Genomic DNA, 18,985 nt, shown 5'->3' on the forward strand with positions numbered 1-18,985 from the left:
AATGTTGAATTACTTTAGCTCCGACTACTTCTTTAGTCATATTTTAAGCTTCTCAATTTGGGTGCCAGTATTAGCTGGTATCGCGGTATTGTTCACCTCTAATGATAACAAGCCAGACACTACTCGGTGGGTGGCACTTATTGGTGGTCTAGCAGCCTTTTTGGTCACCATTCCACTTTATACACACTTTAATTTTGCTGATGGTGGTTTTCAGTTTCAAGAAGGTTTTAACTGGATTCCAGCCTTCCATATTAACTACCATTTAGGTGCTGATGGCATTGCTATTCCACTGATTCTGCTAACAAGTTTTACTACGGTCATAGTCATCATCTCCGCATGGGAAGTGATTGAGAAACGCGTTGCGCAATACATGGCAAGTTTCCTTATTATGAGTGGCTTGATGATAGGCGTATTCAGTGCCTTAGATGCTATTTTGTACTACGTATTCTGGGAAGCGATGTTGATCCCAATGTTCCTAATCATTGGTATCTGGGGCGGCCCAAACCGCGTTTATGCAACTATTAAGTTCTTCTTGTACACATTGCTAGGCTCGCTATTAATGTTGGTGGCATTCATTTATTTATACATGAACACCAATAGCTTTGAAATCATAGATTTCTATAACTATCAAATGCCGCTTAATGTGCAAGTTTTGATTTTCTTGGCATTTTTTGCAGCATTTGCAGTAAAGATTCCAATGTGGCCAGTGCATACTTGGTTGCCCGATGCTCACGTGGAGGCGCCAACTGGCGGTTCTGTAGTATTGGCTGCAATTGCGCTTAAGCTTGGCGGATATAGCTTCTTACGCTTTGCAATGCCAATCGCACCTGATGCCGCACATTATTTATCAGGTTTTATGATTACCTTGTCATTGATAGCCATTGTTTATATCGCGCTGGTAGCTTTGGTACAAAAAGACATGAAAAAGCTCATTGCTTATTCATCTATTTCACACATGGGTTTTGTTACATTAGGCTTTTTCATATTTAATAACCTAGGTCTTGAAGGTGCGATTGTTCAAATGGTATCCCACGGCTTTATTTCTGCGGCTATGTTCCTATGCGTGGGCGTTTTGTATGACCGTGTCCACAGCCGTGAAATCAAGTCCTATGGTGGCGTAGCCAATACCATGCCTATTTTCGCAGCATTTGCAGTATTGTTTGCCATGGCTAATAGTGGTTTGCCTGGCACATCAGGCTTCGTAGGGGAGTTCATGGTGATTTTAGGTGCTATTCAAGAAAACTTTTGGTACGCGTTCTTAGCTTCATTTACATTGATTTTTGGCGCAGCTTACACCTTATGGATGGTGAAGCGTGTGTTTTATGGCGAAATTGCTAACGCAAAAGTAGCTGCACTTAAAGATCTATGCCAACGTGAATTCTTGATATTGGCGATATTAGCTGTTTTGGTATTGGCTTTAGGTATATACCCGCAGCCACTTACTGATATGACAAACGCAACAGTTACACAACTTCTTTCACATTTAATGCAAAGCAAGCTACCTGTAGGTTTGCCGTCAGGTCTATAAGTCATGGAAAATATTCGTTACGACCTCATAACAGCCTTACCTGAAATTGTCATCGTATGTATGGCGATGTTTATTTTGTTGGCAGATTTATTTCTTAAACCTGCCAATCGCATCGCTATTTATTTGCTAGCACAGGTCACATTATTGGTTGCGGCTTACATCACGTTTACTACACATGTACCAAGCGTTAGCTATGCGTTTACCAACACCTTTGTTGATGATGCGATGTCAGACGTATTGAAATTGATGATTTATTTGGGTACTTCATTAATCTTTGTTTATAGCCGCCAATATTTACAGCAACGTGATATGTATCGTGGTGAATTTTATGCTTTAACGCTATTTTCAGTCGTGGGTATGATGATTATGGTGTCAGGCCAAAGCATGCTAACGCTGTATATAGGCCTAGAGCTATTATCGTTGAGTTTATACGCATTAGTAGCGCTTGACCGTGATAACGCAAAAGCAACCGAAGCTGCCATGAAGTACTTTGTTCTTGGCGCATTAGCATCAGGCATGTTGCTATACGGCATGAGCATGATTTATGGCATGACAGGTAGCCTGAATATTGCTGAAATTAGCGGCGCATTAGTTGGTGCTGATAAATTACATTCTGTGTTGATTTTAGGTTTGGTGTTTATTGTTTCAGGTTTAGCTTTCAAGCTGGGCGCAGTGCCATTCCAAATGTGGGTGCCAGATGTTTATGAAGGTTCGCCAACAGCAATGACAATGCTGATTAGCTCCGTACCTAAACTAGCCGCTTTTGCATTCGTGATTCGTCTGTTAGTACAAGCATTGCCGTCATTAGCCATCGATTGGCAGCAAATGCTCATGTTCATGGCGGTCTTGTCCATCATAATCGGTAACATCACGGCCATCGCGCAAACCAATTTAAAACGTATGTTGGCCTACTCAACAATTTCACATGTCGGCTTTATGATGTACGGCTTGATGAGTGCTAGTACTAACGGTTTTGTGTATGCAATGTTCTACATCGTGAGTTATGTATTAATGACGCTTGCGGGTTTTGGTATGATATTGCTGCTATCACGCAAGGGTTTTGAAGCAGATAAGTTAGATGACCTCAAAGGGCTAAATCAACGCAGCCCATGGCATGCATTTTTAATGTTGATTGTGATGTTTAGTATGGCTGGTGTACCGCCAACTTTAGGTTTTTATGCTAAATTTTCTGTGCTACAAGCTGCGTTACAAGCCGGCTACTTATGGTTAGTTGTATTTGCGGTATTAATGGCGGTGATTGGTGCGTTCTACTATTTACGTGTGATTAAAATGATGTATTTCGATGACCCTGTAGATCGCAATCCAATCGAAGCGCCAATGGACATGCGTATTGTGTTGGGCATCAACTCACTGGCTTTATTAGTGATTGGTTTAATGCCAGAGAAATTGATGGAGCTTTGTATTTACGCTATTACAAGAAGCTTAAGTTAAATTTCAATCAGTCGAATTTCATCCGCAGTTTATAGTTGCTTTGTAAACAATCGTAAAAAATCTATCTCCTATCAGGCTTAACTCATTAGGCCAGCGCTCTTCATAGCAAAAATATACAAAAAGTACTTGTATATTTTTGCTTGTCATTCAAAATACAAACAGATTAAACTCAATTAAAACTTAGTATTCAAAGGCTCATATGCGCTTAGATGACGAACGTGAAAGCAGTAACGTAGAAGATAGACGCGGCAGTGGTGGTGGCATACCTATAGGCGGCAAAAGCATCGGTCTCGGCACTATCGCAATTGCCTTAGTGGCTATGTATTTTGGCGTTGATCCTTCTGTAGTACTCAATATCGGTCAAGGCTTGCAGCAACAGGCGCCAACTGAAGCCCAAGCAATTCCAGCCGATGACCCAATGGCGAAGTTTGTAGCTAAAGTACTTGCTAGCACGGAAGACACGTGGGGCAAAATTTTTGAGGCGTCTGGTCAACAATATCCTGCACCGAAACTAGTGTTGTTCAGTGGTCAAACTCCCACGGCTTGCGGTTCTGGTCAGGCTGCGATGGGACCGTTTTATTGTCCGGGTGACCAAAAAGTCTATATTGATTTAGCCTTCTATAATGAAATGAAAACACGTTTTCATGCACCAGGTGACTTTGCTCAAGCCTATGTAATTGCGCATGAAGTCGGGCATCACATTCAAAACATCACTGGCATTTCAGATAAGGTACAGCAAGCTCGCCGAAGTGCGCATAGCGAGGCTCAATCCAATCAGTACTCAGTAAGGTTGGAGTTGCAAGCCGATTGCTATGCAGGCGTTTGGGCAAATCGTGCGGATGGTGCAGATCGTATATTAGAAGCCGGTGATGTGGAGGAAGCGCTGACCGCAGCGGCTGCGATTGGTGATGATGCCTTGCAAAAACAAGCGCAAGGTTATGCAGTACCAGATAGCTTTACACATGGCACATCTGCGCAACGTACACACTGGTTTAATCAAGGTTTAAGCACTGGCGATATTAAAAAATGTGATACTTTTAGTTCGGCATCCGTTTAGTTCACTAGCAGTTTAATAGTAGCAATTCACAACAGAGTATTTTAATGCAAATGCTAGATCATGATTTAACAGAACATTGCATCGATTCACAAACCATTGCAACGGGAGGGATGCTTACTGTTAAGCGCGATCAAGTTCGCTTGCCGAATGGGCATACTAGTCAGCGTGAATATGTGACACATCCAGGCGCAGTGCTGGTTGTGCCGATTCTGCCGAATGGCAACATTGTGCTTGAAAAACAGTTTCGTTATCCCTTACATCAGGTGTTTATCGAACTACCAGCCGGAAAAATCGATGCAGGCGAAGATACATTAGTCACTGGCAAGCGGGAGCTTGAAGAAGAGACTGGCTACACAGCGAGTCATTGGGTGAGTTTAGGGTATCAGCATCCATGTATAGGCTACTCTAATGAGGTGATACATACTTACTTAGCTTATGGCTTGATTGCTGGCGCACATTTTCGTGATGATGATGAATCTTTAATTGTTTATGAAGATAGCCTCGCTAACTGTTTAGAGATGATAAAAAGCGGTGAAATTACCGATGGAAAAACAATTATTGCTTTGTTTCTTACCGAAAAGTATTTGGCGCTTCATCCTGATTTACTTCAATCTAAGTAATTAAATCATGGCAAAAGTTCTTATCGTTGGATGTGGTGATTTAGGTGGCACCGTTGCTGCGCAATTGTCAGCTGCTAACATTCAAGTAACGGGTGTGAGGCGCAGTGATGTAGCCATTAGTGGTGTGCATATTATTCAAGCCGACATTACCGAAGTCTCTAGTATAGAGGTGCTTAAGCCAATCCAGCCCGACATTATTATCTATTGTGTTGCTGCGAATGGTCAAACAGATGAGCAGTACAAAGCAAATTACGTTGATGGACTTCGCAATTTACTCGCTACACAGTCAGAAAATACAAATCTGAAGCATGTATTTTTTGTGTCTAGCACGCGCGTATACGGGCAAAAAACCGATGCGTTTTTAGACGAGTCTACGCCAGCGATAGCCGCGGACTTCGGCGGTGAGCGCTTGCTAGAAGCAGAAGCGCTATTAAATAAGCTCACATGTAATACCACGGTATTAAGGCTTTCTGGCATTTATGGCGCGGGTCGTTTGCGTATGATTAATTTAGCAAAATCACCGCAGAATTGGCCTGCGCAAAATAGTTGGTCTAATCGAATTCATAAGGATGATGCAGCAGCTTTTATGGTGTTTTTGGTGCTGCAGGTGTTGGCGAGTAAGCCTATTGGAGCTTGTTACATCGTCACTGATTCTAAACCAAGTACTCAATATGAGGTATTAAGCTGGATTGCCAATCAAATGCAGATAAATAGTGACGTTACAATGCCAGCAATAGAAGGTGGTAAGCGCTTGAGTAACCAGTTCATGTTAAGCACTGGTTTTCAATTGCAATATCCTGATTTTATCTCTGGTTATCGAGCCTTATTGGCTACTACAGTAGCCACAGCTTCTGGTCTGGTATGAGGTTTATCGGTATTTTTAGTGTATTTTTCTGCGGCTTATTTGCAAGCCCAGCATTTGCACATGAAGACTTCAATATTTGGCTAAGTGAGTTGAGACAAGAAGCTATAAGCGTAGGCATTACCGAAAAAACTGCCAGTGCTATCGTTAATCATGTGGAAATATTACCTAATGTTATTGAATTAGATCGCGCACAACCTGAGTTTGTTAGCCCGTTTCTTGATTATTATCAACGAAGAGTCAATACACTCAAAATCACTGAAGGCCGTAAGCTCCTTGTTCAACATGCTGAGTTGCTGGATAAAATCGAGGTGCAATACGGCGTACCTAAAGCCTTGTTAGTAGCGTTTTGGGGAATGGAGTCTAATTACGGCCGTTATCAAGGCAATATTGATACCTTATCTGCCTTGGCAACCTTAGCCTACGATGGGCGACGCGCCAGCTTTTTCCGCAACCAACTTTTAGATGCAATGCGTATGGTAGATGCAGGCAATGCCAACACCGAGCAGTTTGTTGGGTCGTGGGCGGGCGCATTTGGCAATATGCAGTTTATGCCAACTACTTTTATTACTTATGCTGTTGATGGTGACGGGGATAAGAAAATAGATGTTATCAACTCTCAAGCCGACGCGTTCGCATCTGCAGCCAATTATTTATCCCAAGTCGGTTGGCAAAAAGGTCAGCCCGCGATGGTGGAAGTGCAACTGCCCGCGGATTTTGAATGGCAAATGGCTCAGTACACTTTAAGAAAACCAGTAGGTGAATGGCGCAAGCTAGGTGTAAACACGATGCAGGCAAGCAATCTAACTGCTGCAGGTGGATTGACGCAGGTACATAGTGCAAATAAAAAGATAAAAACCAAAAAGCACAAAACAAACATACATCAGATTAATTTTAAAATAAAAAACTCTACGACTGCATTTGCTAGTACTCAGATTTTAGATGCTACTAAATCTGCGCTTCCTAACGTGTCAGGACAAGCGGCTATTATCTTGCCACAAGGTTGGCGTGGTCCAGCTTTTATGGTGTTTGATAATTTCGATGCAGTCATGGATTGGAATCGCTCAATCAATTATGCACTCTCAGTTATGCAATTAGCAAAGCGTCTTAATGGCGAGCCGCATATATTAGGAGGTCAGTTTGCAGAACTTGGTGCTTTGTCATTTCTGCAAATGAAGGCCTTGCAAATTGAGCTAAATAACCATGGCTATGATGCTGGTGAACCAGATGGCTTTCCAGGCGTGCGTACGCAAGATGCGGTAAGGGCTTTTCAGCTAGCGCAACGTTTACCAGCAGATGGCTATGCTAGCCCGAATGTTTTTAACTATTTAAAAACTGCGCAATAACAAACGCAATCGCGAATATATGCATATAACTCACGTTTGTTATTTGCGCCAAACACGACAATCAGCTAAAATCGCGCTCTGCTTGAAATTACACAGAATGTATTCAAGCAGTTGATTAAAATATAGGCGGTTAGCTCAGTTGGTTAGAGCGCTTGGTCGACATCCAAGAGGTCAGCAGTTCGAGTCTGCTACTGCCTACCAAATTCTAAAGTACTGATTTTTAAGGTACTGAAAATTAAAGCTAAAGCCGTTAATTTAACGGCTTTTATTATTTAATAGGAAATAATATGCCTGTAATTCGCTTGCCTGATGGCTCAGAACGTAGTTTCGATGCACCTGTAACCGTAGCGGATGTCGCTATGAATATTGGCGCAGGTCTAGCAAAAGCTGCGCTGGCAGGTAAAGTGAACGGTGTATTAGTCGACACCTCATATTTGATTAGCCAAGATGCAGAACTTGCTATCATCACCGATAAAAATCCTGAAGGCGTAGATATTATTCGCCACTCAGCTGCCCATTTGTTAGCTTACGCAGTGAAAGAACTTTTCCCAGATGCGCAAGTGACGATTGGTCCAGTCATTGAAAATGGTTTTTTCTACGACTTTTCATACAAACGTGCTTTTACACCCGAAGATTTAATCGCCATTGAAAAGAAAATGGCTGAACTTGCTAAAAAAGATGAGCAAGTGACACGTAAAGTATTGCCGCGCGATGAGGCTGTGAGCTATTTCAAATCGATAGGCGAGCATTACAAAGCTGAGATTATTGCCAGCATTCCAGCAGGTGAAGATGTATCACTGTATACCGAAGGCAATTTTACTGATCTTTGCCGCGGTCCTCACGTGCCGAACACAGGTAAGTTAAAAGCCTTTAAATTGATGAAGTTAGCGGGTGCTTATTGGCGTGGCGATAGCAATAACGAGATGTTGCAGCGCGTGTATGGTACTGCATGGCGCAATAAAGAAGAGCTAGAAGCCTATTTGTTCCAACTTGAAGAAGCCGAAAAGCGCGACCATCGTAAATTGGGTAAGCAGCTTGATTACTTCCATATGCAAGACGATGCGCCAGGTATGGTGTTCTGGCATCCGCGTGGTTGGAGCATCTGGCAAGAAGTTGAGCAATACATGCGCAAAATGTTTCGTGATTACAACTATCAAGAAGTGCGCACACCTACCATCATGGATAGGACTCTGTGGGAGAAGTCAGGACATTGGCAAAACTACCGTGAAGGTATGTTCGTGACCTCGTCAGAAAGCCGTGATTACGCAGTCAAACCTATGAATTGCCCCGGTCATGTGCAGATTTTCAATAGCAGTTTGCATAGCTATCGCGACTTGCCTTTGCGTCTCGCAGAATTTGGCTCATGTCATCGTAACGAGCCGTCAGGCTCGCTACATGGCTTAATGCGCGTTCGTGGTTTTACGCAAGATGACGCCCATATATTTTGTACCGAAGAGCAGGTTGAAGCAGAGGTTGCCGATTTTATTAAGATGCTTTACAAAGCTTATGGTGACTTTGGCTTTAATGATGTGTTGGTGAAGTTATCAACTCGCCCTGAAAAACGCATCGGTACTGATGCTGACTGGGATAAAGCAGAAACCTCGCTTGCAAATGCACTTAAATTAAATAACCTTGATTTTGAATATCAGCCAGGAGAGGGCGCATTCTATGGCCCTAAGATTGAATTCACCCTCAAGGATTCTCTAAGTCGCTTATGGCAGTGCGGTACTATTCAATTAGACCCTAACTTGCCAGAACGATTAGGTGCTGAATATGTGGCTGAAGATAATAGCCGTAAACATCCTGTGATGTTGCATCGCGCTATTGTTGGCTCTATGGAGCGCTTCATTGGTATTCTGATTGAAAACTATGCAGGTGCTATGCCACTTTGGTTGGCGCCTGTGCAAGTGATGGTACTCAATATTTCTGAAAATCAAGCAGATTACGTGCGCCAAGTAGTTGAAATGCTAAAGAAAAATGGCATTAGATGCGAATTTGACTTGAGAAATGAGAAGATAACCTATAAAATACGCGAACATAGTATGCAAAAAATGCCTTACTTGCTAGTTGCAGGTGAGCGTGAGATGCAAACGGGACATGTAGCCGTGCGTACCAGAAAAGGCGAAGACTTAGGTTCTATGCCGATTGAAGTGCTAATTGAGCGCTTAAAAGCAGAGATTGAAACTAAGGCTTAAGCTTGCTGAAAGCCACATTGAAGTTGGTTTTTAGTGTATTTCTGAAAATGCGCGGCTTAACTATTTGGAGAATTTGATATAGCACAGGACAAAGAAACACGAATTAATGGCGACATTACAGGGTCGCAAATTCGTTTGGTGGGCATAGAAGGTGAGCCTTTGGGCATAGTAACGTTAGCTGAGGCTTTTGCGAAAGCTGAAGAAGCTGATATTGACCTAGTGGAAATTGCACCGAATGCGGTGCCACCAGTGTGCAGATTGATGGATTACGGCAAATTTAAATATGCCGAAAGCAAGAAGCAGCACGAAGTTAAGCTCAAGCAAAAACAAGTGCAAGTAAAAGAAATTAAGTTCCGCCCTGGTACTGATGATGGCGATTACGCAATTAAAGTGCGTAATATTATTCGCTTCATTGAAGATGGTGATAAAGCAAAGATTACCTTGCGTTTTAGAGGTCGTGAAATTACGCATCAAGAGTTTGGTTTAGCCTTACTTAGACGTGTAGAGGCAGATACAAAAGAAGTGGCGCTTGTTGAGCAGTTTCCAAAAATGGAAGGTCGCCAAATGGTGATGGTGCTTGGCCCACATAAAAAAATTAAGTAGTTAAGTTGTAAAAATTGTAGTAACCCCTGGAGTGATACGGCTAAACGGCATGCCTAAGCATTCATAACTTAAGTTCAAGGAGAACAAAATGCCAAAAATGAAAACCAAGAGCGGTGCTAAAAAGCGCTTCAAATTCTTGGGTAATGGTAAAGTGAAACGTACTCACTCTCACTTACGCCATATCCTCACTAAAAAGACCACCAAGCAAAAGCGTAAACTACGCGGCACGGCGATCATCTCACCAACAGACGTCAAACGCGTTCGCGCAATGATGCCAACACGATAAGGAGACCGATATGCCTAGAGTAAAACGTGGTGTCATCGCTCGCGCAAGACACAAGAAAGTATTAAAAGCCGCTAAGGGTTATCGCGGTCGTCGTAAAAACGTTTACCGCGTTGCTAAGCAAGCGGTAATGAAAGCTGGTCAATATGCTTACCGTGACCGTCGTCAGAAAAAACGTCAATTCCGCACATTGTGGATTGCACGTATCAATGCCGGTGCTCGTGAATTAGGCTTAACTTACAGCCGTTTCATGAATGGTTTGAAAATTGCATCAATTGAAGTGGATCGTAAAGTACTTGCTGACTTAGCAGTATTTGATAAAGCAGCATTTGCCAAATTTGTTGAAATGGCAAAAACAGCTTTAGCTGCTTAATTTGTATAGTTTGAAATTTCAAATTTAAATTATCAAGTTTGAGTAAAAAGAGGCCTCGGCCTCTTTTTTTTACTGTAAAATCAATGCATTGTAAAATATAGCTCTAATCAGAAGTTCATTTAAAGATCAAAAAATATATGGCCTATTTAACGCATTTAATTTCAGAAGCGCAGGCGGATTTCGCAAATAGCGCAACAATGAATGACTTGGAAGTAGCAAAAGCTAAATATCTAGGTAAAACAGGTCTACTGACCGATGCTTTAAAAGGTTTGGGTAAACTTAGCAATGAGGAGCGTCCAGCTGCTGGTGCCGCTATAAATGTGGTTAAGCAGGGCGTTGAAGCCGCTTTAACTGCACGCCGAGAAGCTATTCTAAATGCAGAACAGGCTAAACAGCTTGCGCAAGAGTCAATAGATGTAACCTTGCCAGCACGTACTCAGCCACAAGGTGGTTTGCATCCAGTGACGCTTACTTTAAGACGCGTTGAAGAGCTATTTCATTCCATTGGTTTTGAAGTGGCTACTGGGCCAGAAATTGAAACGGATTTTTATAATTTCACTGCGCTGAATATTCCTGAAGATCATCCGGCGCGTGCCATGCATGATACGTTTTATATCGATGAAGCTAATGTGTTGCGTACACATACATCGCCGGTACAAATTCGCTACATGGAAAACGCATTAAAAACCAACAAAACGCCGCCGCTTAAAATTATTGCGCCAGGCCGTGTGTACCGCGTGGATTCTGATGCAACGCATTCGCCTATGTTCCATCAGGTAGAAGGCTTATGGGTTGATGAGGATATTAGTTTTGCGAACTTAAAGGGCGTAGTGCAAGACTTCTTGCAAAAATTCTTTGAACGCGATGATTTGACCGTACGTTTCAGACCATCATTCTTCCCATTTACAGAGCCTTCAGCAGAGATGGATATGAGCTGGAATGGTGGTTGGTTGGAGATTGGTGGCTGCGGTATGGTTCATCCTGAAGTGTTTAAACATGTCAATCTCGATAGTGAAAAATACCGTGGCTTTGCCTTTGGTCTAGGTGTAGAGCGCTTGACCATGTTGCGGTATGGTGTTAATGACTTACGCCACTTCTTTAACAATGACTTGCGCTTTCTAAGCCAATTTAAATAATAAAACTAAATTTAAGGTCACAAAAGCATTATGCAGTTTTCAGAAAATTGGTTACGTAGCCTAGTAAATACTGAATTAGATAGTCAGGCTCTGAGTCACGCTCTCACTATGGCTGGGCTTGAGGTTGAAGAGATGCAGCCCGTTGCCGCGGCATTTAGCAAAGTGGTTGTAGCTAAAATACTTTCTGCTGAAAAGCATCCAGATGCAGATCGCTTACAAGTATGCAAAGTCGATGTCGGCTTAGCTGAGCCTTTACAAATTGTGTGCGGTGCAGCCAATGCACGTGCGGGTTTGCTTGCTCCTTGTGCGATGGTGGGTGCTGAGTTGCCTGGCATCTCAATCAAACAAGCTAAAGTGCGTGGCATAGAGTCTTTTGGCATGATGTGTTCATCTAAAGAGCTTGGTATTAGCGCTGAAGCGACAGGTTTACTAGAGTTAGATAGCAATGCAGTTGTTGGTCAAAGCATTCGTGAGCATTTAGATTTAGACGACAATCTACTCACATTAAAGTTAACGCCTAATCGTAGTGATTGCTTAAGTATCACCGGTATAGCACGTGATGTTGCTGCTATTACAGGCGCAGAAACACGTTTTGAAGCTATTGTAGCGGTGCCTGCAATGGTGACAGCAAGTAAAAATGTGATTGTGACTGAGCAAGCCGTTTGCCCACGCTATTGTGGTCGATTAATCAGCGGTGTTAATGCGAAGGCAAATACACCTGATTGGATGGTTAAGCGTATTGAACGTAGTGGTTTACGCAGTATTAGCGCATTAGTAGATGTCACGAATTACGTGTTACTTGAGTTAGGTCAGCCTATGCATGCTTTTGATGCAAGCAAGCTCAATGGTGATATTACAGTTCGTTTTGCAAGTGCCAATGAATCACTAAGTTTACTTAACGATCAAACTGTGCAGCTAAAAACTGATGATTTAGTCATTGCTGATGCAAGCGGCGCTGTTGCGCTTGCAGGCATTATGGGAGGTAAGCCGACTTCAGTTGATGATGCCACAACTGAAATTTTCTTAGAAAGTGCTTTTTTTACGCCTTCAGTCATGGCAGGTAAAGCGCGTAGACTGGGCTTAAGTACGGATTCTTCTTACCGTTTTGAACGTGGTGTGGATTTTGGTAACGCAAGAAATGCACTTGAATATGCCACTAAACTGATTTTGCAAATCTGTGGCGGCCAAGCAGGTGAAGTGACAGAAATTGTTGGCAGCTTGCCAGTTCGTCAGCCTGTTAAATTAAGAATAGCACGCTTGGTATCAGTATTAGGCATTGCCTTTGAAGAGGCTAAAGTCGCACAATTGCTTACGCAGCTTGGTTTTCAATTCGCGAAAGTGGATGGAATATTTACTGTTACGCCACCAAGCTATAGATTCGACATCAGCATTGAAGAGGATTTAATCGAAGAAATCGCGCGTTTGCATGGTTACGACCATATTCCAGCAACTGCGCCAGTCGCTAATTTGCTTATGTTACCTGCGCCTGAAGCAAGACTTCATCAAAACAAACTGCGCGATAGCTTAGTTGCAGTAGGTTACCAAGAAGTTGTGAATTACAGCTTTGTAGATGAGAGTTGGGAGCGGGATTTGCTTGGCAATGCCACGCCCATCAAACTTCAGAACCCTATTGCAAGCAATTTAAGTGTGATGCGTACTAGTTTGTGGGGTGGCTTGCTAGACACCTTAACTTATAACCTGAACCGTAAACAGGACCGTGCATTCTTGTTTGAAATTGGCGCTGTTTATTTTAAACAAGCTAATAGCTTTATTGAGACTGCACGTGTTTCTGGTCTTGCATATGGCAGCGCAAAGCCTGAGCAATGGGCTGCAAATAGTGATGATGTGGACTTTTTTGATATTAAAGCGCATGTTGATAGGTTAGTAGGCGCTAAAGTGACTTATGAGAAGGCAGAACACAATGCTTTGCATCCTGGACAAACGTCGCGAATTTTACTTGATGGCAAAGCTATTGGTTGGCTAGGTAAATTGCATCCAAAATGGCAACAACAATATAGCTTAACGAAAGCTAGCTATTTATTTGAGCTAGATTTAGAAGCAATAACTAGTCATCCAATACCAACTTACCAAGAAGTTTCTAAACTACTACCAATTCGTCGCGATTTGGCAGTTGTTTTGGATGAAAATATTGCCGTTGGTGAGGTCTTAAATTCGATTAAAAAAGCCGACATTCCATTGATAATTGACGTGGCATTATTTGATTTATACCAAGGTCAAGGGGTCGCTGAAAATAAAAAAAGCCTTGCATTATCAGTACTTATGCACGATACTCAAAAAACATTAACTGATAGTGATGCCGACACAACCATTACTATTCTGCTAGAATTATTACAAAATAAATTTGCTGCAACACTTAGAAATTAGATCACAAAACTATGTGACTTGATTTTAATTATTTAGCACTGTTTTAATTTGTGACGTTGTAAATTTAACTTTTTAAAATAATAATCTGTATATTAAAAATAAGCTCAAAAGCTAGAAATGAAATGGGAGTAGGTATGACATTAACAAAAGCTGAACTTGCTGATTTACTCTATGAGCAAGTTGGGTTAAATAAACGTGAAGCCAAAGATATGGTTGAAGCATTTTTTGAAGAGGTGCGTATTGCGTTAGAAGCTGGTGATAGTGTGAAGTTATCAGGATTTGGTAATTTTGAATTACGCAAGAAATCGGAGCGTCCAGGCCGTAACCCTAAAACTGGCGAAGAAATACCAATTACAGCCCGTCGTGTAGTGACTTTTCATGCGAGCCAAAAGTTAAAAAGTAAAGTTGAAGCAAATTACCTTAACTAAGTGAATGATTAAACAAATTTAACAGTATGAGTGAACACAATATAAAAGTGCAGTTACCGCCGATACCAGCAAAGCGCTACTTTACCATTGGTGAAGTCAGTGAGCTCTGCGGTGTAAAGCCCCATGTGCTCAGATATTGGGAGCAAGAGTTTACTCAACTCAAGCCTGTTAAACGTCGCGGTAATCGTCGCTATTATCAACATCACGAAGTACTGCTTATTCGTCGCATTCGCGAGTTGTTATACGAACAAGGCTTTACTATTAGCGGTGCACGTAACCGCCTTGATGGACCAGATGAAGCTGAGATTAAAGCCGATGCAGTGCAGGTACCTACACAATCAGATTTGAGCTTAAACTCTTCACTATCTGCTAATAATAAAGAATTTGATTTCACTTCAGTTAAAACTGAGCTATTAGAGATTCTTAGTTTACTTCGTCCAGTAACAGTACCAGCTTAAATACACACCGATTTATTTCTGAACGCCTTTTATTGCGACCAGCCTTTTACGATATAATGACACCTTGTTGTGAAAATCATTACAACATCGGTTCGGGGCATAGCGCAGCCTGGTAGCGTACATGCCTGGGGGGCATGGGGTCGCAAGTTCGAATCTTGCTGTCCCGACCAAATTTAATTAAAAATCAATAGCTCGTAAAGCCTTAAAGTCGGATATTGTGCTGGGTATCTGTTATCTATTCCTACGGTACTCCAAAGCCAAGCTGACTAATTCATGCAGTTTGCGCACATCCATTTTTTTAAATACACTTTTTAAATATTGTCTGACAGTTTCGGTGCAAATTTCCATGACTTCAGCCACTTCTTGCACGCTTCTGCGTTCAGTGAGTAGGACTACGCATTGGATTTCTCTGGGCGACATATTGAATCCTTTTTTTAAGCGTTCCGCCCAACGCTCATAGTTAAGTTCTAAATCTTTGATGATAATCAAGGCGCTATGGCCTTCGCGTCTTTCATCTAATTGTTTTTTTAATCGGCTTATAGATAAATAATAAGGCTTAGGTTGTTGATTGCGATGTATGTATAAGCCAACTGAGGTATCTTGGGTCAGTTGCGCGTCAATTGCAGTTTGAATGGCTTTTTGCAGCCTTAAATTATCTGGTACTAAATCGGCTAACAAACTGTTATCGACTACACTTAATCCGTTATTATTTTCTAGTAGCATTTCAGCGGCTTTAGAAGCAAACAATACCTCGCTGCGGCTAGAGACAATAATCACGGCTTGCCCGATCTGATCAAAACCTTGTTCTAAAATTTTGCTATGCCAACTTTTTTCTAAGACTGCGACTGACTGATTAGTGAGCGTCATATTAGTTACTCCATGTCATTAGCTTTTAGATTTTCATTGTTATTATCTTCTGTTGATTCTGTATTGGTGTCACCAGTTACCTGTTTTGGCTGAAACACAAATTGAATATCTACGTATCTTGGGTTCTCAGCATCAAAGTTTTCTAGATCAAGGTTTTCTGCTACCGCTGGAATATTTTTTTTTGATAATAATGCCTCTTGCGATTGACTGTAAACGCCAATAATCTGGGCATTTGGATTTTTGATGATGCTCCAGTTTTGTTGATGATTTAAAGGGTCACCATATAATTTTCGTAAATGCCGTACCGGCATAATAAAGCGGCTGTCTAATAGCAAATCCTCTAATTTAGTTGGGAGAGACTTGATGCCATTGGGCGATTGGTTGTAATAACTTTCTATAGCACGTTGGTATTGATTGCCAATAAATAGCCAGTCTTGTTCTTTTTCTCTTTTAACCAAAGTATCTTCATTTTGCGCGACCACTGCCATGCTTACTGATATCGCCACCACTAAAAAAAGCACGCCTATATAAGCAAATCCGTCATGATGAGTAGTGTTTACCATGTGTTGTATGCCTCGCCATTGCGAGCACTTGTACTTGCACCGCTTGCAACATCATAAACTCTATTGCTGTTGTCGGGTGGCGAGGTCACTTGCCAGGTGTCGCTTGTCTCGGTAATGGGGTCAACTGGAATGAATCGCAAATAACGTTCTGATACTAGAGTTTGTAAGTTAGCGGGGTAGTCACCTTTGTCTGAATGATAGTGGTCTATTGCCTCACGCATTTCTTTTAGATTTTGTTTTAATGCAGTTTCTTTACTACGCTCTAAGCCATCAAAATAACGCGGCATGGCAATCGAGATAATACTGGCAATAATCGCCATTACCACCATTAGCTCGATAAATGTAAAGCCTTTGTTATTACTTTTAATGGATGGTTTACCACTGCACATACGCGACTCCATTCAAGCCGACATCGCTGCTCAGTGAGTAAACATCGTAAACATCATCTCCTTCGCGTGGGTTTTCAGCATCGCTGGCGTAGCTGCGTTTACCCCAAGTGTCTGCAGGATTAATCTCATCATTGGATGATAGATGCTGATTTTTTGGATACATCGGGTCAATTGGCAGCCTTCTTAAAAAGCGTAACTTCTTCTTTTGAGGGTCGGTGACATCCTCTACTCCTATGACTAAATTTTCTAAATGATGTGGGTAGCCGCTGTCCCCTATAGATTTTTTGATTTTACCTTGGTCAGAGGCGGCCTTATATTCATCGATTGCAATGCGTATTTCACGCAAACTCTGCTTTAGCTCTAGCTCTTTCTTTCGCTGAATGTTTTTTTCAAGATAGGGTGTTGCTACAGCTGCAAGCAAAGCAAGTATCGCAATGACAAATACCAGTTCTACGTAAGAGAAACCGTATTCCTTTTTAACTGTACTTGTTTTTTTAGTCACGCTGTTCATTTCTAACTTATTCCGCGGGCTTAGTGATGGGTGCAGATTTTTGATCTGCGTTTAATCCGCCGCCAAGCGAGAACCCAGATGGTAAAGGCAGGTTGATATTCTTAGGCGTATCATCACGGCTTGCAGGCGCTGCGGCTGCTGGTGGTTTTGGCACCATAAATGGCGCTACACCATCAACAAAAGCTGGCGATGGAGAATGACGGCCGACTTGACCTTCTGAGCCAGTCCAAATGTCGGCTTCGTGTGCTAGTTGTGGCGTGCGTTGGCGGATGATATGCGGTGTGATTGATAATACGATTTCTGTTTTAATTTTGTCGTCAGTTTGATTTGAGAATAATTTACCTAGCAAGGGAATTTTGGATAAGCCAGGTAGCCCGCTCATGTTTTTGCGGTCTTGGTCATCAATTAAACCTGCTAGCACTTGAGTTTCACCATCATGCAAACGTAATACAGTTGAGGCTAAACGCGTGCCAATACGAAAGGCGACACTTTCGCTACTGCTTGAAGTAGCCGTGACTTTATCGCCAATAGAGCTTACGTTTAAATTTACTTTGATCGTAATATCATTCGTAGCGCTAATCGTTGGCTCAACCTCTAGTTTTAAACCTGCATCAATATATTGTACGGTTTGTGAGGAAACGCCCGTAGAGGCCACATTAGCCGTAAATACTGGCACCTTTTCACCAATGTGAATTCTCGCAGTTTCTTTGTTTTTAACGCGAATGCGTGGATTAGCCAGTAAGTTAGCATCACCGTTAGTTGCGTTAAACACTAGGCCTGGCAAGCCATTCACTACCAAAGAGTTTCCAGTCACGTTGCGTAAATCCCTTACTGTAAGAATCTTGCTGTCGGGTATTGGCACGCTTACGCCAGTAGGTGGAACTACACCAAGGTTTTGCAAATAACTGCGTTTAATTTCCATGACTTGCAGCTCAAGCATGACTTCAGGGTCAGGTTTGTCTTGTGCGTAAATAATTTTCTCGGCAAGGGCTAAAATCTCAGGGGAATCTTTAATCAGTAAGGTATTTAGTCTAGAGTCAATTTCCATGCTGCGCATATTGAGCATGGTTCGCAATATGGTACTCATTTGTTTGGCATCGGCATAATCTAACGTAAAGCTTCGCACACTTAAATCTTTGTAATCGCGCTGGTGCAATATGTCATTCACGTAAATAATGGTGGAGTTCTCACTTAATACTTTTTTCTCTAGTTGATTGGTTTCTAGCAACAAATCTAGCGCTTCGCCAAAAGGCACGGCTTTCAAAAATATGGTGGCATTTTGGTCGCTTGGTACATCTTTATCGAGTATGAAATTGATTTTAGTGGTCTTAGATAGTGATTCAAAAATCATTTTAAGATTTACATCTCTAAATTCCATAGTGATGGGCTGATTAAAACTTAATTTTTTGCTTGTTTTAGCTTTGGTGATTTCAGCTTGCTTGGCAAGTAAGTTGTTGTAAAGAGGTAAAGCTTTTTTGTGCTGCGGACTTTCTAAAAGTACAAGTCGCAGCTTAGCCATTGCTAGTTCATCATTAGCTTCATTTTGATTCATTAAACTTGCAGCCTCAGCAATGATGGCATCATGTTTTTTAGCGATTTCTATCATGGTGAAGCCTTGTGTTGCGCGTAAATTACCAGGGTCATATTGCGCTAAGGTCTCATAAATTCTAGTTAATGCATCGTAATCGTCACGTTGCCAAGCTTCATTTTCATCAGCCAGTAAGGCATTGATTCTTTGTTCACGCTCAGCAATATTTGCTAACTTCTCTGGCACTTGCGCCGCGTGAGTAGGGCTTTGTAAGCGGCTATCTACGTGTGCATCTGGTTCTAGTTTAGGTATAGGTGTTTGGCATGCAGTGAACTGCAAGACCAGTAAATACAAGCCTATTTTTTTTAATTTTGTATTTTTCATGGCTAGATTTTCCATAT

At 41.9% G+C, this 18,985-nt stretch carries 19 protein-coding genes and 2 tRNA genes; 16 read left to right on the forward strand and 5 right to left on the reverse strand.

Going from position 1 to position 18,985, the window contains the following annotated elements:
* Nucleotide 1 precedes the first annotated feature (1 nt).
* From PSU72_RS09000 to PSU72_RS09075, 16 genes are all read left to right on the forward strand, one after another.
* Nucleotides 2-1,528, forward strand: a complete 1,527-nt coding sequence (locus PSU72_RS09000) for an NADH-quinone oxidoreductase subunit M (RefSeq protein WP_300432014.1) — start codon at nucleotides 2-4, stop codon at nucleotides 1,526-1,528.
* Nucleotides 1,529-1,531: 3 nt separating this feature from the next.
* Nucleotides 1,532-2,980 (forward strand): NADH-quinone oxidoreductase subunit NuoN, encoded by a 1,449-nt coding sequence (gene nuoN / locus PSU72_RS09005; protein ID WP_300432016.1) that lies wholly within the window; start codon nucleotides 1,532-1,534, stop codon nucleotides 2,978-2,980.
* 199 nt (nucleotides 2,981-3,179) lie between these two features.
* Nucleotides 3,180-4,037: a neutral zinc metallopeptidase gene (locus tag PSU72_RS09010; RefSeq protein WP_300432018.1), complete on the forward strand. Its 858-nt coding sequence runs from the start codon at nucleotides 3,180-3,182 to the stop codon at nucleotides 4,035-4,037.
* A 44-nt stretch (nucleotides 4,038-4,081) separates the two neighbouring features.
* Nucleotides 4,082-4,657 carry an NUDIX hydrolase gene (locus PSU72_RS09015; RefSeq protein WP_300432020.1) on the forward strand — a complete coding sequence of 192 codons (576 nt, stop codon included), beginning with the start codon at nucleotides 4,082-4,084 and terminating at the stop codon, nucleotides 4,655-4,657.
* 7 nt (nucleotides 4,658-4,664) lie between these two features.
* The gene (locus tag PSU72_RS09020; RefSeq protein ID WP_300432022.1) at nucleotides 4,665-5,522 is read left to right on the forward strand and encodes an NAD-dependent epimerase/dehydratase family protein; all 858 of its coding nucleotides are present in this window, start codon (nucleotides 4,665-4,667) and stop codon (nucleotides 5,520-5,522) included.
* Nucleotides 5,519-6,865 (forward strand): lytic murein transglycosylase, encoded by a 1,347-nt coding sequence (locus PSU72_RS09025; protein ID WP_300432024.1) that lies wholly within the window; start codon nucleotides 5,519-5,521, stop codon nucleotides 6,863-6,865. The genes PSU72_RS09020 and PSU72_RS09025 overlap by 4 nt, the downstream gene beginning before the upstream one ends.
* Before the next feature lie 124 nt (nucleotides 6,866-6,989).
* Nucleotides 6,990-7,066 (forward strand) — tRNA-Val (locus tag PSU72_RS09030).
* 86 nt (nucleotides 7,067-7,152) lie between these two features.
* The gene (thrS, locus tag PSU72_RS09035; protein WP_300432025.1) at nucleotides 7,153-9,060 is read left to right on the forward strand and encodes a threonine--tRNA ligase; all 1,908 of its coding nucleotides are present in this window, start codon (nucleotides 7,153-7,155) and stop codon (nucleotides 9,058-9,060) included.
* Nucleotides 9,061-9,138: 78 nt separating this feature from the next.
* Nucleotides 9,139-9,663 carry a translation initiation factor IF-3 gene (gene infC / locus PSU72_RS09040; protein ID WP_300432512.1) on the forward strand — a complete coding sequence of 175 codons (525 nt, stop codon included), beginning with the start codon at nucleotides 9,139-9,141 and terminating at the stop codon, nucleotides 9,661-9,663.
* Nucleotides 9,664-9,751: 88 nt separating this feature from the next.
* Nucleotides 9,752-9,949 (forward strand): 50S ribosomal protein L35, encoded by a 198-nt coding sequence (gene rpmI / locus PSU72_RS09045; protein WP_013148440.1) that lies wholly within the window; start codon nucleotides 9,752-9,754, stop codon nucleotides 9,947-9,949.
* A 10-nt stretch (nucleotides 9,950-9,959) separates the two neighbouring features.
* A complete protein-coding gene (gene rplT / locus PSU72_RS09050; protein ID WP_300432026.1) occupies nucleotides 9,960-10,319 on the forward strand; it encodes a 50S ribosomal protein L20 in 360 nt (119 codons plus the stop codon).
* Nucleotides 10,320-10,456: 137 nt separating this feature from the next.
* Complete coding sequence (gene pheS / locus PSU72_RS09055) at nucleotides 10,457-11,455, forward strand: phenylalanine--tRNA ligase subunit alpha (RefSeq protein ID WP_300432027.1); 999 nt, start codon at nucleotides 10,457-10,459, stop codon at nucleotides 11,453-11,455.
* Nucleotides 11,456-11,485: 30 nt separating this feature from the next.
* Nucleotides 11,486-13,840, forward strand: a complete 2,355-nt coding sequence (gene pheT, locus PSU72_RS09060) for a phenylalanine--tRNA ligase subunit beta (protein ID WP_300432029.1) — start codon at nucleotides 11,486-11,488, stop codon at nucleotides 13,838-13,840.
* Between the two features lie 134 nt (nucleotides 13,841-13,974).
* Nucleotides 13,975-14,268: an integration host factor subunit alpha gene (locus tag PSU72_RS09065; protein WP_013148436.1), complete on the forward strand. Its 294-nt coding sequence runs from the start codon at nucleotides 13,975-13,977 to the stop codon at nucleotides 14,266-14,268.
* Nucleotides 14,269-14,294: 26 nt separating this feature from the next.
* Nucleotides 14,295-14,726 (forward strand): MerR family transcriptional regulator, encoded by a 432-nt coding sequence (locus tag PSU72_RS09070; protein WP_300432030.1) that lies wholly within the window; start codon nucleotides 14,295-14,297, stop codon nucleotides 14,724-14,726.
* 93 nt (nucleotides 14,727-14,819) lie between these two features.
* Nucleotides 14,820-14,896 (forward strand) — tRNA-Pro (locus PSU72_RS09075).
* 61 nt (nucleotides 14,897-14,957) lie between these two features.
* Here PSU72_RS09075 and PSU72_RS09080 read toward each other — a convergent pair.
* The 5 genes from PSU72_RS09080 to PSU72_RS09100 are packed head-to-tail and all read right to left on the reverse strand — an operon-like array spanning nucleotide 14,958 to nucleotide 18,968.
* Nucleotides 14,958-15,593: a helix-turn-helix transcriptional regulator gene (locus PSU72_RS09080; protein ID WP_300432032.1), complete on the reverse strand. Its 636-nt coding sequence runs from the start codon at nucleotides 15,591-15,593 to the stop codon at nucleotides 14,958-14,960.
* Between the two features lie 5 nt (nucleotides 15,594-15,598).
* The gene (locus tag PSU72_RS09085; protein WP_300432033.1) at nucleotides 15,599-16,156 is read right to left on the reverse strand and encodes a hypothetical protein; all 558 of its coding nucleotides are present in this window, start codon (nucleotides 16,154-16,156) and stop codon (nucleotides 15,599-15,601) included.
* On the reverse strand, nucleotides 16,150-16,545 hold the full coding sequence (locus PSU72_RS09090) for a type II secretion system protein (RefSeq protein ID WP_300432034.1): 396 nt from the start codon (nucleotides 16,543-16,545) through the stop codon (nucleotides 16,150-16,152). Before PSU72_RS09090 ends, PSU72_RS09085 begins: the two co-directional genes overlap by 7 nt.
* Nucleotides 16,532-17,056: a type II secretion system protein gene (locus tag PSU72_RS09095; RefSeq protein ID WP_300432035.1), complete on the reverse strand. Its 525-nt coding sequence runs from the start codon at nucleotides 17,054-17,056 to the stop codon at nucleotides 16,532-16,534. The genes PSU72_RS09090 and PSU72_RS09095 overlap by 14 nt, the downstream gene beginning before the upstream one ends.
* Before the next feature lie 7 nt (nucleotides 17,057-17,063).
* On the reverse strand, nucleotides 17,064-18,968 hold the full coding sequence (locus PSU72_RS09100; RefSeq protein ID WP_300432036.1) for a secretin N-terminal domain-containing protein: 1,905 nt from the start codon (nucleotides 18,966-18,968) through the stop codon (nucleotides 17,064-17,066).
* Between the last annotated feature and the right edge of the window lie 17 nt (nucleotides 18,969-18,985).

This window comes from Methylotenera sp. (assembly GCF_029945535.1).
GTDB lineage: Bacteria > Pseudomonadota > Gammaproteobacteria > Burkholderiales > Methylophilaceae > Methylotenera.

Coding starts and splice junctions, on each gene's coding strand:
- PSU72_RS09000 (WP_300432014.1), top strand. CDS start 2: ATGTTGAATTACTTTAGCTCCGACTACTTCTTTAGTCATATTTTAAGC.
- nuoN (WP_300432016.1), top strand. CDS start 1,532: ATGGAAAATATTCGTTACGACCTCATAACAGCCTTACCTGAAATTGTC.
- PSU72_RS09010 (WP_300432018.1), top strand. CDS start 3,180: ATGCGCTTAGATGACGAACGTGAAAGCAGTAACGTAGAAGATAGACGC.
- PSU72_RS09015 (WP_300432020.1), top strand. CDS start 4,082: ATGCAAATGCTAGATCATGATTTAACAGAACATTGCATCGATTCACAA.
- PSU72_RS09020 (WP_300432022.1), top strand. CDS start 4,665: ATGGCAAAAGTTCTTATCGTTGGATGTGGTGATTTAGGTGGCACCGTT.
- PSU72_RS09025 (WP_300432024.1), top strand. CDS start 5,519: ATGAGGTTTATCGGTATTTTTAGTGTATTTTTCTGCGGCTTATTTGCA.
- thrS (WP_300432025.1), top strand. CDS start 7,153: ATGCCTGTAATTCGCTTGCCTGATGGCTCAGAACGTAGTTTCGATGCA.
- rpmI (WP_013148440.1), top strand. CDS start 9,752: ATGCCAAAAATGAAAACCAAGAGCGGTGCTAAAAAGCGCTTCAAATTC.
- rplT (WP_300432026.1), top strand. CDS start 9,960: ATGCCTAGAGTAAAACGTGGTGTCATCGCTCGCGCAAGACACAAGAAA.
- pheS (WP_300432027.1), top strand. CDS start 10,457: ATGGCCTATTTAACGCATTTAATTTCAGAAGCGCAGGCGGATTTCGCA.
- pheT (WP_300432029.1), top strand. CDS start 11,486: ATGCAGTTTTCAGAAAATTGGTTACGTAGCCTAGTAAATACTGAATTA.
- PSU72_RS09065 (WP_013148436.1), top strand. CDS start 13,975: ATGACATTAACAAAAGCTGAACTTGCTGATTTACTCTATGAGCAAGTT.
- PSU72_RS09070 (WP_300432030.1), top strand. CDS start 14,295: ATGAGTGAACACAATATAAAAGTGCAGTTACCGCCGATACCAGCAAAG.
- PSU72_RS09080 (WP_300432032.1), bottom strand. CDS start 15,593: ATGACGCTCACTAATCAGTCAGTCGCAGTCTTAGAAAAAAGTTGGCAT.
- PSU72_RS09085 (WP_300432033.1), bottom strand. CDS start 16,156: ATGGTAAACACTACTCATCATGACGGATTTGCTTATATAGGCGTGCTT.
- PSU72_RS09090 (WP_300432034.1), bottom strand. CDS start 16,545: ATGTGCAGTGGTAAACCATCCATTAAAAGTAATAACAAAGGCTTTACA.
- PSU72_RS09095 (WP_300432035.1), bottom strand. CDS start 17,056: ATGAACAGCGTGACTAAAAAAACAAGTACAGTTAAAAAGGAATACGGT.
- PSU72_RS09100 (WP_300432036.1), bottom strand. CDS start 18,968: ATGAAAAATACAAAATTAAAAAAAATAGGCTTGTATTTACTGGTCTTG.